Annotated in this window: 20 protein-coding genes; 9 read left to right on the plus strand and 11 right to left on the minus strand. The window is 74.6% G+C overall.

Annotated features, from left to right (window positions below; all coding sequences use genetic code 11):
• The first annotated feature begins 113 nt into the window (after positions 1-113).
• From ACA511_RS35560 to ACA511_RS35570, 3 genes are read left to right on the plus strand one after another with little or no spacing between them, the layout of a single operon-like run.
• Positions 114-782: a TetR family transcriptional regulator gene (locus ACA511_RS35560; protein ID WP_375029105.1), complete on the plus strand. Its 669-nt coding sequence runs from the start codon at positions 114-116 to the stop codon at positions 780-782.
• Positions 775-1,677 carry an ATP-binding cassette domain-containing protein gene (locus tag ACA511_RS35565; RefSeq protein ID WP_375029106.1) on the plus strand — a complete coding sequence of 301 codons (903 nt, stop codon included), beginning with the start codon at positions 775-777 and terminating at the stop codon, positions 1,675-1,677. Before ACA511_RS35560 ends, ACA511_RS35565 begins: the two co-directional genes overlap by 8 nt.
• A complete protein-coding gene (locus ACA511_RS35570; protein ID WP_375029107.1) occupies positions 1,674-3,314 on the plus strand; it encodes an ABC transporter permease in 1,641 nt (546 codons plus the stop codon). The genes ACA511_RS35565 and ACA511_RS35570 overlap by 4 nt, the downstream gene beginning before the upstream one ends.
• A 2-nt stretch (positions 3,315-3,316) precedes the next feature.
• On the opposite strand, the gene ACA511_RS35575 is transcribed toward ACA511_RS35570, so the two are convergent.
• The 9 genes from ACA511_RS35575 to ACA511_RS35615 all read right to left on the minus strand — a co-directional run bounded on the left by ACA511_RS35575 (position 3,317) and on the right by ACA511_RS35615 (position 11,432).
• Positions 3,317-3,469 carry a hypothetical protein gene (locus ACA511_RS35575; RefSeq protein ID WP_375029108.1) on the minus strand — a complete coding sequence of 51 codons (153 nt, stop codon included), beginning with the start codon at positions 3,467-3,469 and terminating at the stop codon, positions 3,317-3,319.
• Entirely contained in the window at positions 3,466-4,485 is a 1,020-nt protein-coding gene (locus ACA511_RS35580; RefSeq protein ID WP_375029109.1) for a Rieske 2Fe-2S domain-containing protein, read from the minus strand. Before ACA511_RS35580 ends, ACA511_RS35575 begins: the two co-directional genes overlap by 4 nt.
• A gap of 92 nt (positions 4,486-4,577) precedes the next feature.
• Positions 4,578-5,384 carry an IclR family transcriptional regulator gene (locus tag ACA511_RS35585; RefSeq protein ID WP_375029110.1) on the minus strand — a complete coding sequence of 269 codons (807 nt, stop codon included), beginning with the start codon at positions 5,382-5,384 and terminating at the stop codon, positions 4,578-4,580.
• Complete coding sequence (locus ACA511_RS35590; RefSeq protein ID WP_375029111.1) at positions 5,381-6,886, minus strand: long-chain fatty acid--CoA ligase; 1,506 nt, start codon at positions 6,884-6,886, stop codon at positions 5,381-5,383. Before ACA511_RS35590 ends, ACA511_RS35585 begins: the two co-directional genes overlap by 4 nt.
• A gap of 5 nt (positions 6,887-6,891) precedes the next feature.
• Entirely contained in the window at positions 6,892-7,932 is a 1,041-nt protein-coding gene (locus tag ACA511_RS35595; RefSeq protein WP_375029112.1) for a branched-chain amino acid ABC transporter permease, read from the minus strand.
• Complete coding sequence (locus ACA511_RS35600) at positions 7,929-8,792, minus strand: branched-chain amino acid ABC transporter permease (protein WP_375029113.1); 864 nt, start codon at positions 8,790-8,792, stop codon at positions 7,929-7,931. The genes ACA511_RS35595 and ACA511_RS35600 overlap by 4 nt, the downstream gene beginning before the upstream one ends.
• A complete protein-coding gene (locus ACA511_RS35605; protein WP_375029114.1) occupies positions 8,789-9,487 on the minus strand; it encodes an ABC transporter ATP-binding protein in 699 nt (232 codons plus the stop codon). Before ACA511_RS35605 ends, ACA511_RS35600 begins: the two co-directional genes overlap by 4 nt.
• A complete protein-coding gene (locus ACA511_RS35610) occupies positions 9,484-10,251 on the minus strand; it encodes an ABC transporter ATP-binding protein (RefSeq protein ID WP_375029115.1) in 768 nt (255 codons plus the stop codon). Before ACA511_RS35610 ends, ACA511_RS35605 begins: the two co-directional genes overlap by 4 nt.
• Entirely contained in the window at positions 10,248-11,432 is a 1,185-nt protein-coding gene (locus tag ACA511_RS35615) for an ABC transporter substrate-binding protein (protein ID WP_375029116.1), read from the minus strand. Before ACA511_RS35615 ends, ACA511_RS35610 begins: the two co-directional genes overlap by 4 nt.
• Positions 11,433-11,574: 142 nt before the next feature.
• Between ACA511_RS35615 and ACA511_RS35620 the strand changes: the two genes are divergently transcribed.
• From ACA511_RS35620 to ACA511_RS35640, 5 genes are all read left to right on the plus strand, one after another.
• The gene (locus ACA511_RS35620) at positions 11,575-12,447 is read left to right on the plus strand and encodes a PaaX family transcriptional regulator C-terminal domain-containing protein (protein WP_375029117.1); all 873 of its coding nucleotides are present in this window, start codon (positions 11,575-11,577) and stop codon (positions 12,445-12,447) included.
• A 55-nt stretch (positions 12,448-12,502) separates the two neighbouring features.
• Positions 12,503-12,898, plus strand: coding sequence for an STAS domain-containing protein (locus ACA511_RS35625; protein ID WP_375029118.1), 396 nt, complete (start codon positions 12,503-12,505; stop codon positions 12,896-12,898).
• Positions 12,899-12,964: 66 nt separating this feature from the next.
• Entirely contained in the window at positions 12,965-13,846 is an 882-nt protein-coding gene (locus ACA511_RS35630) for an oxygenase MpaB family protein (RefSeq protein WP_375029119.1), read from the plus strand.
• Positions 13,847-13,859: 13 nt separating this feature from the next.
• A complete protein-coding gene (locus tag ACA511_RS35635; protein WP_375029120.1) occupies positions 13,860-14,501 on the plus strand; it encodes a TetR/AcrR family transcriptional regulator in 642 nt (213 codons plus the stop codon).
• A 218-nt stretch (positions 14,502-14,719) separates the two neighbouring features.
• Entirely contained in the window at positions 14,720-16,933 is a 2,214-nt protein-coding gene (locus ACA511_RS35640; RefSeq protein ID WP_375029121.1) for an NACHT domain-containing protein, read from the plus strand.
• On the opposite strand, the gene ACA511_RS35645 is transcribed toward ACA511_RS35640, so the two are convergent.
• Complete coding sequence (locus ACA511_RS35645; RefSeq protein WP_375029122.1) at positions 16,875-17,690, minus strand: inositol monophosphatase family protein; 816 nt, start codon at positions 17,688-17,690, stop codon at positions 16,875-16,877. The two genes, ACA511_RS35640 and ACA511_RS35645, sit on opposite strands and share 59 nt — an antisense overlap.
• A 67-nt stretch (positions 17,691-17,757) precedes the next feature.
• Between ACA511_RS35645 and ACA511_RS35650 the strand changes: the two genes are divergently transcribed.
• Positions 17,758-18,351, plus strand: coding sequence for a Maf family protein (locus ACA511_RS35650; protein WP_375029123.1), 594 nt, complete (start codon positions 17,758-17,760; stop codon positions 18,349-18,351).
• Between the two features lie 18 nt (positions 18,352-18,369).
• On the opposite strand, the gene ACA511_RS35655 is transcribed toward ACA511_RS35650, so the two are convergent.
• Complete coding sequence (locus tag ACA511_RS35655) at positions 18,370-20,136, minus strand: ATP-binding protein (RefSeq protein ID WP_375029124.1); 1,767 nt, start codon at positions 20,134-20,136, stop codon at positions 18,370-18,372.
• Positions 20,137-20,304 lie beyond the last annotated feature (168 nt).

The raw sequence follows: 20,304 nt of genomic DNA on the forward strand, positions 1-20,304 counted from the left end.
CCTAAGCTAACTCGCCGGTTCAAGGTCGCGCATTCGCTCGCGCCATTGACAATACAAGTGTATGGTATACATTCATATTGGAAGTTGAACGCTTGTATTGGAGAGAGGTGGCCGTGACGGCGGACGGGGACCCCGCGGCGGACGATCTGACGGCCCGCGCCCGGATCCGGGACGCGGCGCTGCTGCTGTTCGCCGAGCGCGGCATGAAGGGCGCGACGTTCCGCGGGATCGCGGAGGCCGCCGGAGTCTCGGTGGGGCTCGTCCAGCACCACTTCGGCTCGAAGGACGCGCTGCGCGAGGCGTGCGACGCCTACACGATCGACACGGTCCGCCGGCTCAGCGCCGCCACCCCCGGCGTCGGCGATCCCGGCTTCCAGGCCATGGCGGAGCGGCTCGGCCTGCCGGTGCGGCGCTACCTCGCCCGCGCGCTCGTCGACGGCTCCCCCGCCGCGGCCCGGCTGTTCGACGACCTGGTCGGCACGACCGAGCGGTACTTCGCCGCCCCGCCGCCCGGGTTCAACGCCCCCCGCACCCGCGACCCGCACGCCTACGCCGCGGCGGTCGTCGCGATGGCCGCGGGCGTCGAGGTGCTGCACGAGCACCTGTCGCGGGTGCTGGGCGCCGACACCTTCACCACCGGGGGGTCGCTGCGGCTGCGGCGCGCCCTCCTCGAGGTCTTCGCCGACCAGCTGCTCGGCGCGGAGACCGTGCGCAAGGGCCATGCGGCACTCGACGCCTACGAGGCGGAACTCGCCGAGGACGAGGAGCGGAACGATGGATGACGCGGTACGGGCCGAGGGCCTGGTCAAGACGTTCGGCCGGACGCGCGCCCTGGACGGGCTCGACCTGGCCGTCCGGGCCGGCGAGGTGCACGGCTTCCTCGGCCCGAACGGCGCCGGGAAGTCGACCGCGGTCCGCGTCCTGCTGGGGCTGATGCGCGCCGACACCGGGACCGCCCGGCTGCTCGGCGGCGACCCGTGGCGCGACGCCACCGCCCTGCACCGCCGCATCGCCTACGTCCCCGGGGACGTGACGCTGTGGCCGAACCTGTCCGGCGGCGAGGTCGTCGACCTGCTCGGGCGGCTGCGCGGCGGCCTCGACGCGCGGCGCCGCGCCGAGCTGCTCGACCGCTTCGAACTCGACCCGAAGAAGAAGGGCCGCGCCTACTCCAAGGGCAACCGGCAGAAGGTCGCCCTCGTCGCCGCGCTCGCGTCCGACGCGGAGCTGCTGATCCTGGACGAGCCCACGTCCGGCCTCGACCCTCTCATGGAGGAGATCTTCCAGGAGTGCGTGCGGGAGGAGAAGCGCAAGGGCCGGACCGTGCTCCTGTCGAGCCACATCCTCAGCGAGGTCGAGGCGCTCTGCGACCGCGTCACGATCATCCGCAGGGGCCGGGCGGTCGAGACCGGCACGCTCGCCGAGCTGCGGCACCTGACCCGCACGTCCGTCCGCGCCGAACTCGCCGGCCCGCCCGACGGCGTCCCGCTGCCCGGCGCCCACGACGTCCGGATCGACGGCAACACCATCAAGTTCGAGGTCGACACCCCCGAGCTGGACGCCGCGCTCCAGCAGCTCACGCGGATCGGCGTCCGCGCCCTGACGAGCCGTCCGCCGACCCTCGAAGAGCTCTTCCTGCGCCACTACGAGGACGACCTCGCCGCGGAGGCGGCCTCATGACCGCCACGACCCTGCACCCGCCGGCCCGCGCCGCCCGCCGCGAGGGCGCCCTGTCCGGCACGGGCCTGCTGCTGAGGATGTGGCTGCGCCGCGACCGGATCATGATGCCGGCGTGGATCTACGGCCTGACCGCGTACGTCTCCAGCAACGCCTACAGCTTCGAGCACGAGTACGGCACTCCGGAGGCCCTCGCGAGCTTCACGCGCGGCATCAACGGCAACCCGTCCACGCGGGCGCTGTACGGGCCCGTCCTGGACGGCGGCACGGCCGGCGGGCTCGCCGTGTGGCGCGTCGGCGCGACCGGCGCCGCGTTCACCGCCGTCATGTGCGTGCTGCTCGTCGTCCGGCACACGCGGGCCGAGGAGGAGACCGGGCGGCTGGAGCTCGTCGGCGCCGCCGCCGTCGGCCGCCGCGCGCCGCTGACCGCCGCGCTGCTGACCGCGGTGACGGCCGCGGCCGCGCTGGCGGCGGTGGCCACCGCCGTGCTGATCCTCTTCGGGCTGCCCGCCGCCGGGTCGGCCGCGCTCGGCCTGTCCTGGTTCGGCGCCGGGCTGGTGTTCTCCGGCGTGGCGGCGCTCACGGCGCAGCTGGCCGAGACGTCCCGGCTCGCCAACGGCCTCGCGTTCACCGTCCTCGGTGCGGCGTACCTGGTCCGCGGCGTGGCCGACGCCGGCTCGGCGCACTGGCTCTCGTGGCTGTCGCCGATTGGCTGGGCGCAGCACGTGCGCCCGTGCGCGGGCGAGCGGTGGGCCGTCCTGCTCCTCCCGCTCGCGGCGGCCGCGCTGCTGACCGCCGCCGCGTACGCGCTCACCGGACGCCGCGACCTCGGCGCCGGGATCCTGGCCCCGTCGGCCGGCCCGGCCGGCGCGGCGCCGTGGCTGCGGAGCCCGCTCGCGCTCTCGTGGCGGATGCAGCGCGGCACGCTCCTCGGCTGGTCCGCCGCGTTCCTGGTGTACGGGCTCGCGGTCGGCGGCGTCGCGGCCGGGGCGGGCGACCTGGCCGGCGACAACGCGGCGATCGCCGACCACATCCGCGAGCTGGGCGGCCAGCGGAACCTCACCGACGCGCTCCTCGCCACCTCCATGGGCCTGATGGGCCTGTTCACGGCCGCCTACGCGGTGCAGAGCGTCCTGCGGCTGCGCGCCGAGGAGGCGGGCGGGCGCCTCGAACCGGTCCTCGCCACCGCCGTCGGCCGCGTCCGCTGGGCCGTCGCGAACCTCGCCGTCACGGTCGCGGGCACGGCCGTCCTGCTGGCGCTGACCGGCCTCGCCGTCGGCCTCGTCCACGGCGCCCGCACGCACGACCTCGGCGGTCAGCTCCCCCGCCAGCTCGGCGCGGCCCTCGCGCAGCTGCCCTCGGTCTGGGTCGTCGCCGCCGCGGCGTTCCTGGTCTTCGGCCTCCTCCCCCGCGCCGCGGCCGCCGGGTGGGGCGTCCTGACCGTCTGCCTGCTGCTGGGCCAGATGGGGCCGCTCCTCGACCTGCCGCAGGCCGTCCTGGACGTCTCGCCCTTCACCCACACCCCGAAGCTCCCCGGCGCGGACTTCACCCCGCTCCCCCTCATCGCCCTCACGGCCGCGGCGGCCGCGCTGGCGGCGGCGGGCCTGCTGGCCTTCCGCCGCCGCGACATCGCGGCGTGAGCTCACGCGGGGTGGTCGGGGTGGTCGGGGTGGGCCAGGAGCCAGGCCCAGATCTCCGCCGGATCCTCGGCGGTGTGCCGGGCGCCGCAGTGGCAGATGCCGGTGAGGGTGTCCGATCCCGGGGACCATTCGACCCGCAGGCGGCCCGTGCTCATCGGGACGTCAGCCGCTGGAGGAGGCGGCGCGCGGCGAGGCCGCCGGTGTCGATGTTGATGGACAGCTCCTGGTAGCCGTCCGGCTCGGACGCGATGACCTTCTCCAGGATGTTCAGCGCCTCCACGTCCTGGAGGACGACCGTGCGGTTGCTCTCGGCGAGGAACGCCGACACCTTCGCGTCGTCCAGGGCGAAGTCGCGGGCGACGAGCCAGAAGTCGTGCGTGGTCGTCTCGGTCTCCGGGGTGATGGCGTAGCCGACCTCGACGTGGAACGCGGACGAGTCGTCGCCGTCCGGGCCGGGCTCCACGCCGGTGGGGGCGATGCGGCTGTGCAGGAGGTAGAGGCACGGCGGGTGGTACTCGATGTCCTGCCAGCGGTCGATGCGGCCCTCGACGCCGGTGGACTCGGAGTAGAAGGACGGGCACTCCACGTCCTTCATGCGGCGGCTCACGTAGACGACGCCCGCCTCCTCGTCCACCTCCGTGTTGATCGGGGTCTGCGCCACCTCCGGCGTCCCGATGTAGCCGGCGTGCAGGTAGGTCTCGTGGGACAGGTCGAGGAGGTTGTCGACGAGCAGGTCGTAGCGGGCGGCGAGCGGCTCCATGCCCCGGACGGTCGTGTAGTCCGGCGAGCCGAACCACGCCGCGCGCGGGACGGCGGCGGGGTCCCCCCGCCCGTCGCCGATCCACACCCAGACGAAGGAGTCCCGCTCGACCACCTGGTACGCGCGGACGCGGGCGGTGCGCGGGACGCGGGCCTGCCCCGGCACGGCGACGCACGCGCCGTCGGGCGCGTAGGTGAAGCCGTGGTAGCCGCAGACGATCCGGTCGCCGTCCCGGTTGCTCTCCGAGAGGGGGAAGCGGCGGTGCACGCAGCGGTCGGCGAGCGCGACGGCCTCCCCGCCCCGGGTCCGGTACATGACGAGGGGCTCGCCGCAGATCGTCCGGGCGAGCAGGCCGTCGCCGACCTCCTGGCCGTAGGCGGCCACGTACCACTGGTTGCGGGCGAAGACCATGGGTCGCTCCTCCGTCGGTGCCGGGGTCACGACGACCATCGCGTCGGGACGGTGACCCGGGCCACACCCATTCCGTCCAGCGGAAGACCGGGTCAGCGCCCGTGCCGCGCCGTCTCCGGGGAGCGCAGGGCGCGGGGCGCGCCGAGGGCGCGGGAGATGCCCCGGGCGCTGGCGCGGACGGCGGGGACCAGCGCCCGCGCGTCCCAGCCGTCGGACGGGACGACGATCGCGACGGCCGCGACGACCGTGTCGTCCGGGCCGTGGACGGGGGCGCCGACCGACAGGGCGAACGTCTCCACCTGGCCGTCGCTGATCGCCACGCCGGTGCGGCGGACCTCGGCGAGGACGCGCCGCAGCTCCGCCCCGCCCGCGATCGTCCGGTCGGTGAAGCGGCGCAGCGGCGCGGCGATCGCGCGCTCCTGCACCTCCACGTCGGCGTGCGCGAGCATCGCGAGGCCGACGCCCGTCGCGTGCGCGGGCCACCGGCCGCCGACGCGGGAGAAGACGTGCACGGCGTCGCGGGCGGAGATCCGCTCGATGTAGACGACGTCGAGCCCGTCCAGGACGGCGAGGTGCACGTTCTCGTGCGTCGCCTCGTACAGGTCCTCCAGGAACGGCATCGCGGCGGCGCGCAGCGCGGGGCCGCGCGGCGCGAGCGCGGCGACCTCGAACAGCCGCAGCCCGATCCGGTAGCGGCCGTCCGCGTCGCGTTCGAGCGCGCCCCAGCAGGCCAGCTCGCCGACGAGGCGGTGCGCGGTGGACAGCGGCAGGCCCGCGCGGCGGCCGATCTGCGTGATGGTCAGCGCGGCGCGGTCGGCGGAGAACGCCTCCAGGATGTCCAGGACGCGGCTGGTGACCGTGGGCCGCCGCGTCCCGGCGCTCCTGCCGGTGGCCGTCATGGGTCGCCGTACTCCTCCCGGAGCCGCACCTTGAGGATCTTCCCGGCGGCGTTGCGGGGAATCTCCGCGGCGAGCACGGCCGACTTGGGGATCTTGTACCGGGCCAGTCTGCCGGACAGGGCGGCGAGCACCTCCGCCGGCTCCACCTGCGCGCCGGGGCACGGGACGACGACGGCGCGCCCGACCTCGCCCCACGTGTCGTCGGGGACGCCGATGACCGCGCACTCCGCGACGCCGGGCGCGGCGGCGAGGATCGCGTGCTCGACCTCGGCCGGGTACACGTTCTCGCCGCCGGAGATGATGACGTCCTTGATGCGGTCGACGATGAACGCGTAGCCGTCCTCGTCGAGGCGGGCGGCGTCGCCGCTGCGGAGCCAGCCGTCGCTGAGCACCGCGGCCGTGTCGGCGGGCCGCCCCCAGTAGCCGCGCATGACGTGCGGGCCGCGCACGACGACCTCGCCGGCCTCGCCGGGCGCCACGTCCGCCATGCCGGGGCCGACGACGCGCACGTCGCTGAAGAAGTGCGGCACGCCGGCCGAGCCCGCCTTGGACACCGCGTGGTCGGCGTCGAGGAAGAGCGTGCCGGGGGCGGCCTCGGTCATTCCGTAGCCCTGCAGGAACGTGAGGCCGCGCCGCTGGTAGGTCTCGATGAGGGACGGCGGCACCGGGGCGCCGCCGCAGGTCAGGATGCGCAGCGACGACAGGTCGGCGCCGGCCCAGCCCGGCTCCCCGGCGACCCGCTGGAACATCGTCGGCACCCCGAACATGAAGGTGATCCGGTGCTCCGCGATCAGGGAGAGGGTCGCGGCGGGGTCGAACGCGGCGACGAGCACGCAGGTCCCGCCCTTGAGCAGCACCGGCAGCGTGAGCATGTTGAGCCCGGCGGTGTGGAACAGCGGCGCCGACACCAGCGCCACCTCGTCCGCGACAAGGTCGTGGTCGATCAGGACGTTGATCGCGTTCCAGGTGATGTTGCCGTGCGTGAGCGTCGCGCCCTTGGGCGGCCCGGTCGTCCCCGAGGTGTACATGATCATGCAGGGGTCGTCGAGCGCGACGGGCAGGTCGAGGGGGCCGCCGTCCGCGGCGGCGACGAGGTCCTCGTAGCCGCCGCCGAGCGCGACGTGCTCCCGGACGGGGGCGGCGCCTCGGACGCCGTCCACCAGTCCGGCGTGCGACGGCCCGTGGACGAGGACGGACGCCCCGGAGTCGTTCAGCTGGTAGGCGATCTCGGGCCCGGCGAGGCGGGTGTTGAGCGGGACGAAGACGCCGCCCAGCACGCCGGTCGCGAACAGCGTCTCCAGGAAGGACGGATGGTTGGGGCCGAGGTAGGCGACCCGGTCGCCGTGCCGGACCCCGAGGCCGCGCAGCGCGCGGGCGAGGCGCGCGACGCGGTCGTGCAGGCCGGCGTAGGTGAGCGTCGTCCCCTCGTGGACGAGCGCGGCCGCCCGCGGGGTCTTGCGGGCGCGGCGCGCGGGCCACGACCCGAGTCCCTCGTTGCGCATGCGCGTCACCCCTCCATCGGTTTCGAGGCCCTGCGGCGATCCCACCACGCGGCGGCGGACGGCACGAGCCCCTTCGGCAGGAACAGCACGACCGCGACGAGCAGCAGCCCGTAGACCGCGTAGGACAGGACGGCGGGCGCCGACGCGGGCATCCCCTCCCGCGTGCCGACGTCGTTCAGCAGCTGGAGGAGCAGCGTGATCGCGGTGGCGCCGGCGAGCGCGCCCCAGATCGTCCCGGCGCCGCCGACGACGACCATCACGACGTACTCGAACGACAGCAGGACGGGGAACGAGCCGGGCGCGACGTAGCCGATGTAGAAGGCGTAGACGCCGCCCGCCAGCCCGGCGAACCCGGCGGACAGGCTGAACACGGCCTGCTTGTAGACGGCGACCGGCACCCCCGACGACGCGGCGGCGACCTCGCTGGTCGCGAGCGCCCGCAGCCCCCGCCCGGGGCGGGACGCCACGATGTTCCGGGTGAGCAGCACGACCAGGCCGAGCGCGCCGAGGGCGAGGTAGGCGTAGGAGATCTCGCTCGCGAACTCGTACCCGGCGACCTCCAGGCGCGGGACGCCCTGCAGGCCGATGTCGCCGCCCGTCCACTCCTGCCGTCCGACGAGGCTGAGCAGGATGAGCTGGATCGCGAGGGTCGCGAACGCGAGCTGGTGGCCGCGCAGCCGCAGCAGCGGCACGCCGACGAGCGCGGCGCACGCCGCCGCGGCGACCGGCGCGAGCAGCAGGCCGAGCCAGGTCGGCAGGCCGTGCACGGCGGTGAGCGCCGCCGTGTAGCCGCCGATCATGGTGAAGGACGCCTGGCCGAGCGAGACCTGCCCGGCGTACCCCATCAGCATGGACAGCCCGACGACGACGGTCGCGGCCAGCAGGAGCAGCACGTACACCGACACCTGCGTCTCGGGGAGCAGCAGCGGCGCGAGCAGCGCCGCGCCGGCGGCGGCCGCCGCGGCGAGCGTGCCGGGGGCGGGCCGGCGCCGGGGCGCCGGTCCCGCCGCGGCCGCCGGCCGGTTCTTGCGGACGGACACGCTCATCGGGCGGCCTCCTCCTGCAGCGCGGTCCTCCGCGAGGCCCGCACCATCATGATCGCCAGCATCAGCGCCAGCGCGACGACGGTCTGGTAGGACGCCTCGCCGTAGCCCGCGACCATCGCCTCGGCGACGCCCAGCGTCAGCGCGCCGGCGAGGGCGACGACCGGGCGGTTCAGCCCGCCGAGCACGGCCGCCGCGAACCCGTTGGTGATCAGCAGGACGTCGCTGTTGTAGGAGATGGGCTGCAGCGGGGTGAGCAGCACCCCGGCGAGGCCGCCCAGCGCCCCGCCGATCGCGAACGCGACCAGGCCCATCCGCAGCGGGTCGATGCCCATGGCGCGCGCCGCGTACGGGTTGGACGCGCACGCGCTGAGCGCCTTGCCCGCGTAGGTGCGGCCGAAGAACAGGGCGAGCAGCGCGAACACGACGGCCGTGACCGCGATGACGAGGAACGACTGCTTCTGGACGTGCGCGCCGAACACGGTCGCGGCGCCGCGCAGCCCGGTGTGCGAGCGCGGGTTGTCGCCCCAGATCATGATCTCCACCGCGTAGGCGAGGAAGCCGGCGCCGAGCGTGACGATCAGCGCCGACTGCGGGGAGGCGCCCCGCTTCCCGGTGGCGGCGATCCCGACCGCGAGGCCGGCCGCGCCCGCGACGGCGACGGCCGCCGCCTCGGCGGCGCCGTGCGGCAGCCCGGCCGCCAGCGCGGACCCGGCCGTCATCCCGCCGACGACGGCGAACATGCCCTGCGCGAAGTTCACCACCCGGGTCACCCGGTGGATCGCGACGAGGCCGCTCGCCAGCAGCGCGAAGCCGCAGCCGACGGCGATCCCCGAGATGAGGTACTGCAGGAAGGCGCTCATGTCTCCTTCTCGGTGCCCGGCCGTCCGCCGAGGTAGGCGTCGGCCACGTCGGGGCCCGCCGCGAGGTCGGCGGCGGAGCCCTCCGCGCGGATGCGGCCCGCCTCCAGCACGTAGCCGCGCCCGCACAGGTCGAGCGCCAGCCGGGCGTTCTGCTCGATCAGCAGGACGGCGAGGCCGTGCTCGGCGTTCAGCGTCCGCAGGTGCTCGGCGAGGCCGGCGGTGACGAGCGGGGCGAGGCCGAGCGACAGCTCGTCGACGACGAGCGCGTCGGGCCGGGCCATCAGCGCGCGCCCGAACGCGACCATCTGCTGCTGCCCGCCCGACAGCGACCCGGCCCGGCGCCCGCGCAGGTCGGCGAGCTGCGGCAGCACCTCGTACACGTGCGCGGTGTCGCGCGCCCCCCTCACGCGGCGGCGGCGCCAGGCGCCGAGGGCGAGGTTGTCCTCGACGGTCAGGTCGTCGAACATCTGCCGCCCCTCGGGGACGAGCGCGACCCGCCCGCGCAGGTCCACCCGTCCCGCGGCGGGGCGCAGCACTCCGGCGATCGCGTTGACGAGCGAGGTCTTGCCCGCCCCGTTCGGGCCGATGAGCGCGACCAGCTCCCCGGCGCGGACGGTCAGGCCGACATGGTCGAGCGCGGTCGCCGTCCCGTACCGGACGACGAGGTCGTCCACCTCGATGACGGGAGGACTCATGCGGCCTCCTCCCCCAGGTAGGCGGCGATGACGGCGGGGTCGGCGCGGATCTCGTCCGGGGTGCCCTCGGCGATGAGGCGGCCGAGGTCCAGGACGCCGACCCGGTCGGCGAGGCGGGCGACGAACGCGACGTCGTGCTCGACGAGCATCATCGTCAGGCCCTCCGCGCGCAGGCCCTCGACGAGCTGGGCGAGGGCCTCGCGCTCGGCGGCGCGCAGCCCGGACGCCGGCTCGTCCAGCAGCAGGAGCCGGGGACGGGCGCACAGGGCGCGCGCCACCTGCAGCGACCGCTGCTGGCCGAGCGGCAGGACGTCCGCCGAGCGGTGCGCCCAGTCGCGCAGGCCGACCCGGTCGAGCGCGGCCAGGGCGTCCGCCCGGATCTCGGCCTCCTCGCGGCGGTGCGCGGGCAGCCGCAGCGCGGCGGACAGGAAGCCGCGCCGGGTGCGGGCGTGCGCGCCGACCATGACGTTCTCCAGCGCCGTCATGCCGTGGAAGAGCCGGGCGCCCTGGAACACGATCGCGATCCCGAGCCGGGCGCGCGCGTGCGGGGGCAGCCGGTCGATCCGCCGCCCCCCGTAGGCCAGGGTGCCGTGGTCCGCGGCGAGGTGGCCGCTGATCAGGTTGAACAGGGTGGACTTGCCCGCGCCGTTGGGGCCGATCACGGCGCGGGTCTCGCCCTCGGCGACCGTCATCGCGACGTCGCGGACGGCGTACACGCCGCCGAACGCGCGCCCGACGGCGCCGATCTCCAGCAGGGTCGTCATCCGGCGGCCTTCGCGGTCTCGGCGAGCTGCTTCACCGACCATTCGGTGGGGACGAGCTTGCCGTCCTCGACCTGGTTCATGGAGATGTCGGTGGGCTTCAGGCCGGAGTGGTCGGTCTTGGAGTAGGCGTACTTGCCGCAGGGCGTGACGAGGGTGAGGCCCTCCAGCGCGTCCCGGATCTTCTCCCGGTCGGCGCCCGCCTCGTCGATCGCGGCGGCGAGCAGCTTGACGCCCGCGTAGCCGTCCATCGCGAACTGCGGCGGCTCGTACCCGTACTTCTGCTTGAACGGCCCCGACATCTCCTGGACGGACTGCTTCAGCTTGCCGTCCGGCAGGTGCTCGCCCACGACGCCGATCGCGGACTGGACGTACACGCCCTCGGCCGCCTTCCCGACCGGGTCGAGCCACAGCTTGCTGGCCTGCGATCCGGTCATGTAGAGCGGCAGCTTCACCCCGGACGACGGGTACTGCTTGGCGAGCGTCACGCCGGGCGCGCCGCTCGCCCACGCGACGAGGGCCTGCGCGCCGGAGTCGCGGACGTGCGTGAACAGCGGGCTGAAGTCGGACGCGGTCGTCTCGTAGGTCTCCTCCTTGACGATCTGGACGCCGTACCGGCTGGCGTGCTCCTTCATGCCCGCGAAACCGGCCTTGGCGTAGGCGCTCTTGGTGTCGTACGCGACCGCGACCTTCGTGATCGCGTGCTCCTTGAAGTACGACAGCATCGCCTGCGCGTAGGTCGAGGAGACCGCCGGGACCACGAACGTGTACTTCCGGATCGGGTCGACCTGCTCGTCGGCGGGGGCGAGCGAGATGTAGGGGATCTTCTCCCGCTCGGCGAGCGGCTCCACCGCGAGGCCGACGTTGGAGAACGTCGAGCCGATGATCGCGGTGACCTTCTCGGACTTGAGCTTGTTGAAGTGCAGCACCCCCTGGTCGGGGGCCGTCCGGTCGTCGAGGGTGATCAGCTTGATCTTGCGGCCGTCGATGCCGCCGGCGGTGTTGATCTGGTCGACGGCGAGCTCCACGGTCTTCTTCGCCTCGCCGCCGAGCGGCGCGTAGTTGCCGGTCAGCGACTCGATGAAGCCGATCTTGAGGGCGGAGCCGCCGCCGGATCCGCCGGATCCGCCGCACGCGGCGGCGGCCAGGGCGGTTGCGGCGAGCAGCGGGACGATGGTGCGCATCTGGGGGCCTCCGGGGTGGGCGTAGCCCGAAGTTAGGCGTATATTTCACGGCAGTCAATGATTTGCCCAACATCAGCGTGACGGCGGTCCGGGGGAGCCCCGGCGCCGTCGTTACGCTGGCGGGATGACGGGAGCCGAACGGGTGAGTGCACAGAGCGCGGGCGGGGCCCCGCCGCCGGACGAGCCGTCCCCGAGGCTCCGGCCGCAGTCGCTGATGCTGACCTACCTCGGCAACTACGTGCTGGGCCGCGGCGTCGCGGTGTTCTCCGGCAGCTTCATCGACACCTTCGCCCGGCTCGGCGTGGGCGAGCACGCCGTCCGGTCGACGCTGACCCGCATGGTCGGCCGGGGGCTGCTGGCGCGGCACCGCGAGGGGCGCCGCATGCACTTCGGGCTCACCCCCCGCTCGGAGGGCATCCTGCACGACGGCGAGGACCGCGTCTGGCGGCGCGGCGTGCTCAACACCGACTGGGACGGCAGCTGGACCGTCCTCGCGTTCTCCATGCCCGAGTCGTGGCAGCGCGTCCGGCACGACCTGCGCGCCCGGCTGACCTGGGCCGGCTTCGGGTCGCTCGGCAACGGCACGTGGATCGCGCCGTCCCGGGTGGACGTCCGCCCGATCGTCGCGGGGCTCGACCTGAACGGGCACCTGAAGGTGTTCGCGGGCCCGGCCGAGGAGCCGACGGACGTCCCGCACATGCTGCGCGAGGCGTTCGACCTCGACGGGCTGGCCGCCGGCTACCGGGCGTTCCTCGACCGCTGGGACCGCCCGGACCCGCTCCCCCGCGCCCCCGACGACCTCGCCCGCTACCTGTGGATGACGACCGAGTGGCTGCAGCTCGTCCGCACCGACCCGCGGCTGCCCGTCGAGCACCTGCCCGCCGGGTGGCCCGCCGTGCGCGGCCAGCAGGTCCTGCTGGAGCTGCGGGACCGCTACGAGGCCACCGCCCGGCGGCTCGCCGACGACGCGATCGAATGCGTCCGGGTGGCCCGGCCGGGCGGCGCGCCTGCATGACCTCCCCCTTTCGCGGGTACGCCGGGTGCCCGGCGACCAACGGAAGGTGATCACCATGCCTCTCGGATCCGGCGACCCGGCGGACCCCTCCGCCGCCGACGCCCTGCACGTCAGCAGCGAGGTCCGCGGACCCTGCCTGCTCGTGGAGGCGGACGGGGAGCTCACCATCCTCACGGCCGACCTGCTGCGCGAGCACGTCCTCGCGGACATGCGCGACGCGGCGCGGCCGCCGCTGGTCGTCCTGGACGTCGGCGACGTCGGGTTCTGCGACTCCTCCGGCCTGAACGCGCTCATCATCCTCTGGAAGGCCGCGCACCGGGCCGGGGGCGAGTTCGTCCTGGCCCGCCTGGACCGGCGGTTCCGCACGATCATCGAGCGCAGCGGCCTGGACCGGCACCTCGTCTCCCACCCGACCGCCGAGCAGGCCCTCGACTCGCTGGCCGCGCACTAGCGCGTCCGCCCGCACTGGCATACGGTGATACGAAATTCGTATTGTCGTCTCACGAGGGCGAGGGCCATGCCAGACCTCGACACCCCCGCCGCCGCGCCGGCCCGGCCGGCGGGCGCCATCCCCGGGCCGTCCTCGCTCACCTGGCGGTACGCGGGCGACTGGCGCGGCGTGTTCGCCGGCCGGTCCACGCTGCTCCTGCAGGTCGCGCACCCCGTCGTCGGCGCGGGCGTCGCCGACCACTCCGACTTCCTCCACGACCGCTGGGGACGGCTGCGCCGCACCCTGGAGTCCACCTTCGACTTCCTCGGGTACCGGGGCGAGGACCGCGGCCGCGCCGAGGCGTCCCGGCTCCGCGAGATCCACAAGGACATCAAGGGCGTGGACGCCGACGGGCGCCGCTACCACGCGCTGAACCCCGAGGCGTACCTGTGGGTCCACGCGACGCTCTACCACGGCATGGTCGAGACCCAGCGGGTCTTCGGCCGGGCCCTGAGCCCGGTCAAGGAGGCGGCCCTCTTCGGCGAATGGCGCGACCTCGCCCTCGCCCTCGGCATCACCGAGCGCCACCTGCCCGGCGGCCCGGCCGCGTTCCGCGCCTACTTCGACGGCATGGTCGAGGACCGGCTGGAGCGCAACGAGACCGTCGACCTGCTCATCCGGCTCGACCGCGAGCCGCTGCCGCCGCCCCCGAACTGGCCGCTGCCGAGAGCGGCCTGGACCGGTCTCGCCCTCCCGCCCGGCCGCGTGCTCCGCGCGACGGGCATCGCCACGCTCCCGCCCGTCCTGCGGGACCGGTTCGGCCTCCGCTGGACGCCCGCCGACCAGCGCCGCTTCGACGTCCTCGCGCGGAGCGTGCGGCTCGCCGGCGCGCTGACGCCCGAACCGCTGCGCCACTCCCCCGTCGCGGCCCGCGCCATGCACCGGGCCCGGCGGGCGCGCGGCGGCTAGAGTCGGCCGCACGATGACGAGCGACCGACCGGACGACGACGAACTCCTGCGCAGCCTCCTGACCGGCGGCCCGGAGAGCGAGCCGCAGACCGACCGCATCCTGGACGCGGCCCTGCGCTCCTTCGAGACCTACGGGCCGCGCCGCACCACGATGGACGACGTCGCCCGCGAGTCCGGGCTCGGCCGCGCCACCATCTACCGGCGCTTCCCCACCAAGGGCGACCTGGTCACGGGCGTCCTGCTGCGCGAGGCGCGGCGCTTCTTCGCCGAACTGGACGAGGCCGTCGCCGCGCTCCCCACCCTGGAGGAGCGCCTCGTCGAGGGCTTCGCCGTCACCCTGCGGATCAGCCGCGAGCAGCGGCTGCTGTCCCGCCTCATGGTCGTCGAGCCCGAGCTGTTCCTCCCGCACTCCACGGTCAAGGCGGGGCCGCTGCTCGCCGCCGCGCGCGGCTACCTCGCCGGCCGCCTGCGCACCGCCCAGCGCCTCGGCGCCGCTCCCGCCGGCGTCGACCCCGAGGTCGTCGCCGAGATCCTCGTCCGCCTCACCCACTCCCTCGTCCTCACCCCCGAAGGCCACATCCCCCTCGACGACGAGGGCGCCCGCGCCTTCGCCCGCCACTACCTCCTCCCCATCATCCGCACCTCGGCCACGTGACCCCGCCCGTCCCGCACGGCGTCTCCCGCTACGTGCATAAATCAACAGTCGCGGAGATGTACGCACCGCTAATCCGTGTGATGCACTGGTAAACGCGAGCAAAAATCCAATACGGGACGGCCGATCGGGCGATTGCCTCACCACGCGCGGCAGGGGGTCAGCTCCTCATGAACCGACCGGTCAGATCCTCCCCCGGACAGGCGCCCGCGATACGGCACATGAAGACCGTCCGGGAACTGCTGGACTGGAGCAGCGCACTCGCCGCCGTCCCCGCCTTCCTCCTGCTCTTCCTCGCCTCCCACTGGCTGACGGCCGTCGCCGCCGCCGTCGTGCTCGCCGCCCTCGGCGCGCGGTTCCTCAGACTCCGCCGCCGGCTCGGACTCCTGGAACGCCGCAGGCTCCGCGCCTATCACCGGGCGGAGGTCGACGCGCTCGCCGCGCGCCTCCCCGTCGACGGGAACGCGGCCCTGCGTACGCACGAGGAACGGCTGCGGGCCGGTTTCGGATTCGTCGACCCGTCCTTCACCGGATCCGGCGCCCTTCGGAACGGCCGGCCGATCGTCGACGTCATCACCGGCATTCTCCGCGACGGGGAGAAGGTCATGCTGATGGGCGAACCCGGATCGGGGAAATCGCTCATCGCCGGGCTCGTCTTCGCCCGCCTCGCCGACGAGTTCGCGGCCTCCCCGCGCAAGGCCCGCTGCCCCGTCTTCCTCCACCTCAACGCCATGAGGCCGCAGACCCGGCCACCGGACGCGGGACTGACGCGCGCGCAGGAGCAGGCGCTCTGGCTCAAGGACCAACTGGCGGCCGAGGTCACCCTCCCCGAGGCGGCCAAACTCGCCAGGCTGCTGGACGAGGACCGGATCGTCCTCGTCTGCGACGGCCTCGACGAGGCCCCGGTGATGCGCTCCCCGCATCTGCTCACCAGCATCGTCCCCGACAGCCTGTTCGGTCTCCTCCGCGTCCCCTCCCTGCTGACGTCGCGGACGGCGTTCTACAGCATCTACGTCGACGCCACCGAGCTCATGACCGGGTTCACCAGCGCGGGACGGCTGCTGCCGCTGCGGTTCGAGGAGCAGGGGGCGGTGTTCCTCCGCTGGTACGCCGCCGCGCGGGGCCGTCCGGAACTGGCCGGCGAGCTCATCAGGATCATCGGCGGGAACCCCTCCCTGCGGGAGGCCGTCGCCAGGCCGCTCATCCTGCGGATGACGGCCGAGGTGCTCCTCGACCTCGTCCTGCAGGACCACGCCGCCGACGTCTTCCTGTCCATCGGCCACGGCGGCGAGACCTCCGCCATCTACAGCCGGTACGTCGACAAGTGGCTGCAGCGCGAGCAGGCGAAGGAGCCCTCGAAGCTGACCTGGTGGCAGAAGGGCGAGCTGATCGAGTGCGTGGCCTGGGAGATCTTCTCCAAGTCCCTGGCGTCGGGCCGGGGCTGGGGCCACTTCGAGCTCAAGGACCTGCTCGTCGAGGCGGACGAGCTGCGCCGCATCGCCGGACGCTGGCTGGAGTCCAGCATCCTCGTGGACGGCACCGTCGACGAGCTCTGCCGCGAGCTGGTCCACCGGTCCTTCCTGATCATCTCCAACGACCGGCGGCGCTACCGGTTCGTGCACAAGTCGTTCTTCGAGTTCTGCGTGGCGCGCCATGTCGTCAAGTGCCTCGACGAGCGGCGCGCGGAGAACCGCGCGGACCGCACCGAGCTGCTGCTGCACCCCCTCCCGGACGAGGTCATCGACTTCGTCCGCGAGTTGCTGCTCACCATCTCCGCCGACCCCGAGAAGCGCGCCGCGACCGAGGCCACGTTCCTCGCCGTGCTCAACAAGGTGGACATCGACGCGGGCACCGGGTACCTGATGGCCGCGCAGCAGGCCGCCAACCTGCTGCCGATCGTCGCCGATCCGCACACGATGGACCTCCTGCGCTCCGGGGACCTCTTTCCCGAGCACCCCTTCCTCCAGCGGGCGGTCGCCGTGGCCGACGCCCTCCACCACGATCGGCACGGCCTCCTCGACGAGTTCGTCGAGCGGATGGAGGCCGACCACGAGGCCGTGTCCTTCCACATGGGGTACAACCGCATCTACTACGGCGACCAGGCGTTCGGGGACGGGCAGTGGGTGGACGACAACCATCCGGAATGCGGGCGCTTCTTCCGGGCCACCGTCCGGCACGTGAAGTCCCCGGCCTACCGGCGCATCCGGGTCATGGACCTGTACACGGTGCGGGCCATGCTGCGCAATCCCGACCGGCGGCGCTACCTGCTCGAACGGGAGGAGGCCGCGCTGCGGCAACTGGCGGCGCTGATCGCCGAACCCGACCCGGGCCTCGGCCCCGGGTACGACCGGCAGCGCGTGCTGCTCCGCTCCGAGCTCACGGGGCTGCTGCCGGAGCCCCTGCCCGAACCAGAGCGTCGACCAGCGGAAGAGTGACCGCCGGGAGCCCGGCGAAGCTGAGCTCGGGCAGGTCGGCGAGGTGCCGCACGCGGGCCCCGTCCGCCCCCGTCACCCCGGCTCCGGCCTCCCGGAGGATCAGCAGCGAGCCGAGGAGCTCGGTTCCCGTGCACTGGTAGACGGTGATCGCGTCGAGCCCGCCGCGCAGGTAGAGGAAGACGTCGGCGGTCGGCGCCCAGGTGGAGAACAGGCGCCGGCTCCGCGCGTGCAGCAGCGACGTGAGGGCGCCGAGGCGGCCGTCGCCGTGGGTGTGGTACCCGACCCAGAGCGCGGTGGCGGGCAGGCCCGCGCGCGGCGGGCTCGCCCGCTCGAACGGCTCGCCGTTGACGGTCACGCCCCGGCCCCGCACGGCGCAGGCGATGTCGCCCGTGTGCGCCTCGCCGATGGCCGCCACGACCGGCTCGCCCCGGTGGCACAAGGTCACGGCCGCGCCGTACACGGGCAGCCCGTAGGCGTAGTTGTTGGTGCCGTCCAGAGGGTCGACGAGCCACACGTGCTCGGACCCGGGGAAGAGCGTGCCCGACTCCTCGGCCTCGATCGTGTGGTCCGGGAAGCGCTCGTGCAGGATGTCGACGATGAGCCGCTCGGCCTCCCGGTCGACCTCCGTCACGACGTCGCCGCGCGGGCCCTTGACCTCGACGTCCAGCGTCCGGCCGAAGTTGGCGCGGGCCACCTCGAGCGCCGCCGCCACCGCCTGGCGGGCCACGTCCGCATGGAGGCCGGGATCATCGCGCATCTGCCCAGACTAAGCCTCCGCGACCGTCCGCGCCGTGCCCGCGGGCACCACACTTTAGGGTGATCCGATGCGAAGCATCGTGCTGGCGTCGGCTTCTCCCGCCCGGCTGCGGATCCTGCGGCGGGCCGGCCTGGACCCCCGCGTCGCCGTCAGCGGCGTGGACGAGGACGCGGTCCCGGCCGGCTCCGTCCCGTCGCTGGTCGCGCGACTCGCCCGCGCCAAGGCGCTCGCGGTGGCGGCCGGCACGGCGGACGCCCTGGTCGTCGGCTGCGACTCCCTGCTGGAACTCGACGGCAGGCCGTACGGCAAACCGCGCTCGGCCGAGGAGGCCGCCGCCTGGTGGCGGGCCAGGCGCGGCCGGACGGGCGCACTCCACACCGGCCACTGCGTGGTCGACACGGCCACGGGGGCCGTCGCGGCGGAGACGGCGGGCACCGAGGTGCGCTTCGGCTCCCCCACCGACGATGAGATCACCCGCTACGTCGGGACCGGTGAGCCCCTGCGGGTCGCCGGCGCGTTCACCCTCGAAGGGCTGGGGGCCTGGTTCGTCGACGGGATCGACGGGGATCACGGGAACGTGATGGGCCTGTCCCTGCCGGTCCTGCACCGGCTGTTCCTGGCGGTCGGCGTGCCGCTGACCGAGGTCTGGCCCGCCGCCTGACGCGGGCGCCGCACCGGCTCACTCGCCGGGACGGCCTCCGTCCCCCGCGCCGGGGATCGTCATCGTCAGGGTCGTGCCCTCGCCGGGCGGGCTCTGGATCGTCACGCGGCCGCGCAGCGCGCGGACCCGGTCGGTCAGCCCGGCCAGGCCGCCGCGGGGGCTCGGGGCCGCGCCGCCCACGCCGTCGTCGCGGACCTCGGCCACGACCCCGCCCGGACCGGAGCGGACGGTCACCTCGACGGAGCCGGCCCGGGCGTGCTTCACCGCGTTGGTGAGGGCCTCGCAGAGCGCGAAGTAGAGGGTCGACTCGACCTCGGTCGGGAAGCGGCGGGCGGGCAGGTCGAGCCGGACGGGCACGGCGGCGCGGGCCGCGACCATCTCCATGGCCGGGGCCAGGCCGGCGTCGGCAAGGATCGCCGGGTGCACGCCGCGGGCGAGGTCGTCCAGTTCGGCGACGGCCTCGGCGAGTTCGCGGCGGCACGTCCGGGCCTGCTCGCGGGCCGCCGGGTCGGCGGCGGCGTCCTCCAGGCGGGCGAGGGTCTCCGCCAGCGCGCGGAGGCGGGCGCGGGCGCTGCGCTTCAGGTCCGCGGCGAGCCGCTCGCGCTCGGCGGCCTGGACGCGGACGAGGCGCTCCTGCGCGTCGCGGGCGCGTTCGAGGTTCGCCTGCGCGGCGGCCTGCAGCCGGACGGTCTCCAGCGCCCGGCCGCCCGCGGTCAGCGCCGCCTCGACGAGCGGCCCGTGGTCGCGCAGCGCGGCGGCGACGTCGACGACGGCGAGGGGCTCGCCGGCGGACGAGCGGACCTCGTGCCGCCAGCGCCCCGGCGCGTCCCCCATGGGGCGGCCGTCCGCGCCGACGTAGCGGCCGTCCGCCCAGAGCCACAGGTCGAGGGCGCCGTCGCCGAGGACGCTGCGCAGGGCGTCGCGGACCTTCGCCGCGGAGACGGGGGCGCTGAGGCGGTGCATCCGCTCGACCACGGTCAGCTCGGACAGGCGGGCGCGCAGCGCGGTGAAGAGGAAGACGATCGGCAGCGTCGTGGCGCAGAAGCCCTGGACGAAGTAGACGCCCAGGACGTCGTCGAGGGTGACGGCGGTGCCGAGGAGGGTGCCCTGTACCGCCAGGGCGATGCTGACGCCGACCGTCACGGCGGCCGCGACGGGGACGGTGAACGCGCGGTCCAGCCGGCCGGTCCGGGGCAGCCGCGCCAGCAGCAGGACCACCAGCGCGCCGGCGAGCGCCACCATCGCGGCCGTCACCCCGCGCTGGACGCAGTGGAAGACGTCCTCGTCGGGACGGACGGACGGCCAGGCCGCCGAGGCGGCGAAACCGTTCCAGCGGGGCCGCGACACCGCGCACAGCAGCGCCTGCCCGCCGACCATGACCAGCACGGCGGCGGCGGTCCACAGCCGGGCGGCGGCGCCGTCCAGCCGGCCGCCCGGGTACAGCACGACGCCGACGCCGATCGCGACGAAGAACACCGACTGGGCGAACACCGACACGAGCGGCGCCGCGCCGCTGTTCCAGGCCGCCGACCAGGTGACGGCCCACGCCGCGGCGGCGGCGACGAACGCCGCGCCCGTCCGCCGCCCGAGCCGCCCGGCGGCGAGCACGCCGCCCGCCGCCGCGAAACCGCCGCAGCACGCCAGCGTGACGACGGCGGCGACGGGGTGCCCGCGCCAGAACGGCCAGCCGGCCGCCAGCGCGGCCGCCGCGACGGCGGCGCCCGTGCCGAGCGCGCGGCGGACCCGCGCGCCGAGCCACAGCGGCCACCGGGGGACGGCGCTCACCGCGTTCCTTCCGTGTCGTCCCGGGAAACCACCGTCCGGGAATGCGGGATTCCCGGATGTGCGCGGCACGCGGCACCGGGAGCATGGGAGCGTGCCGGACGCATGGCCCGGCGCGGGACCGCGGCGCGTCCCGGTGGCGTGCGGGGGCCACCACCGGGCCGACCATGC

This window comes from Actinomadura sp. GTD37 (genome assembly GCF_041951365.1).
GTDB lineage: Bacteria > Actinomycetota > Actinomycetes > Streptosporangiales > Streptosporangiaceae > Spirillospora.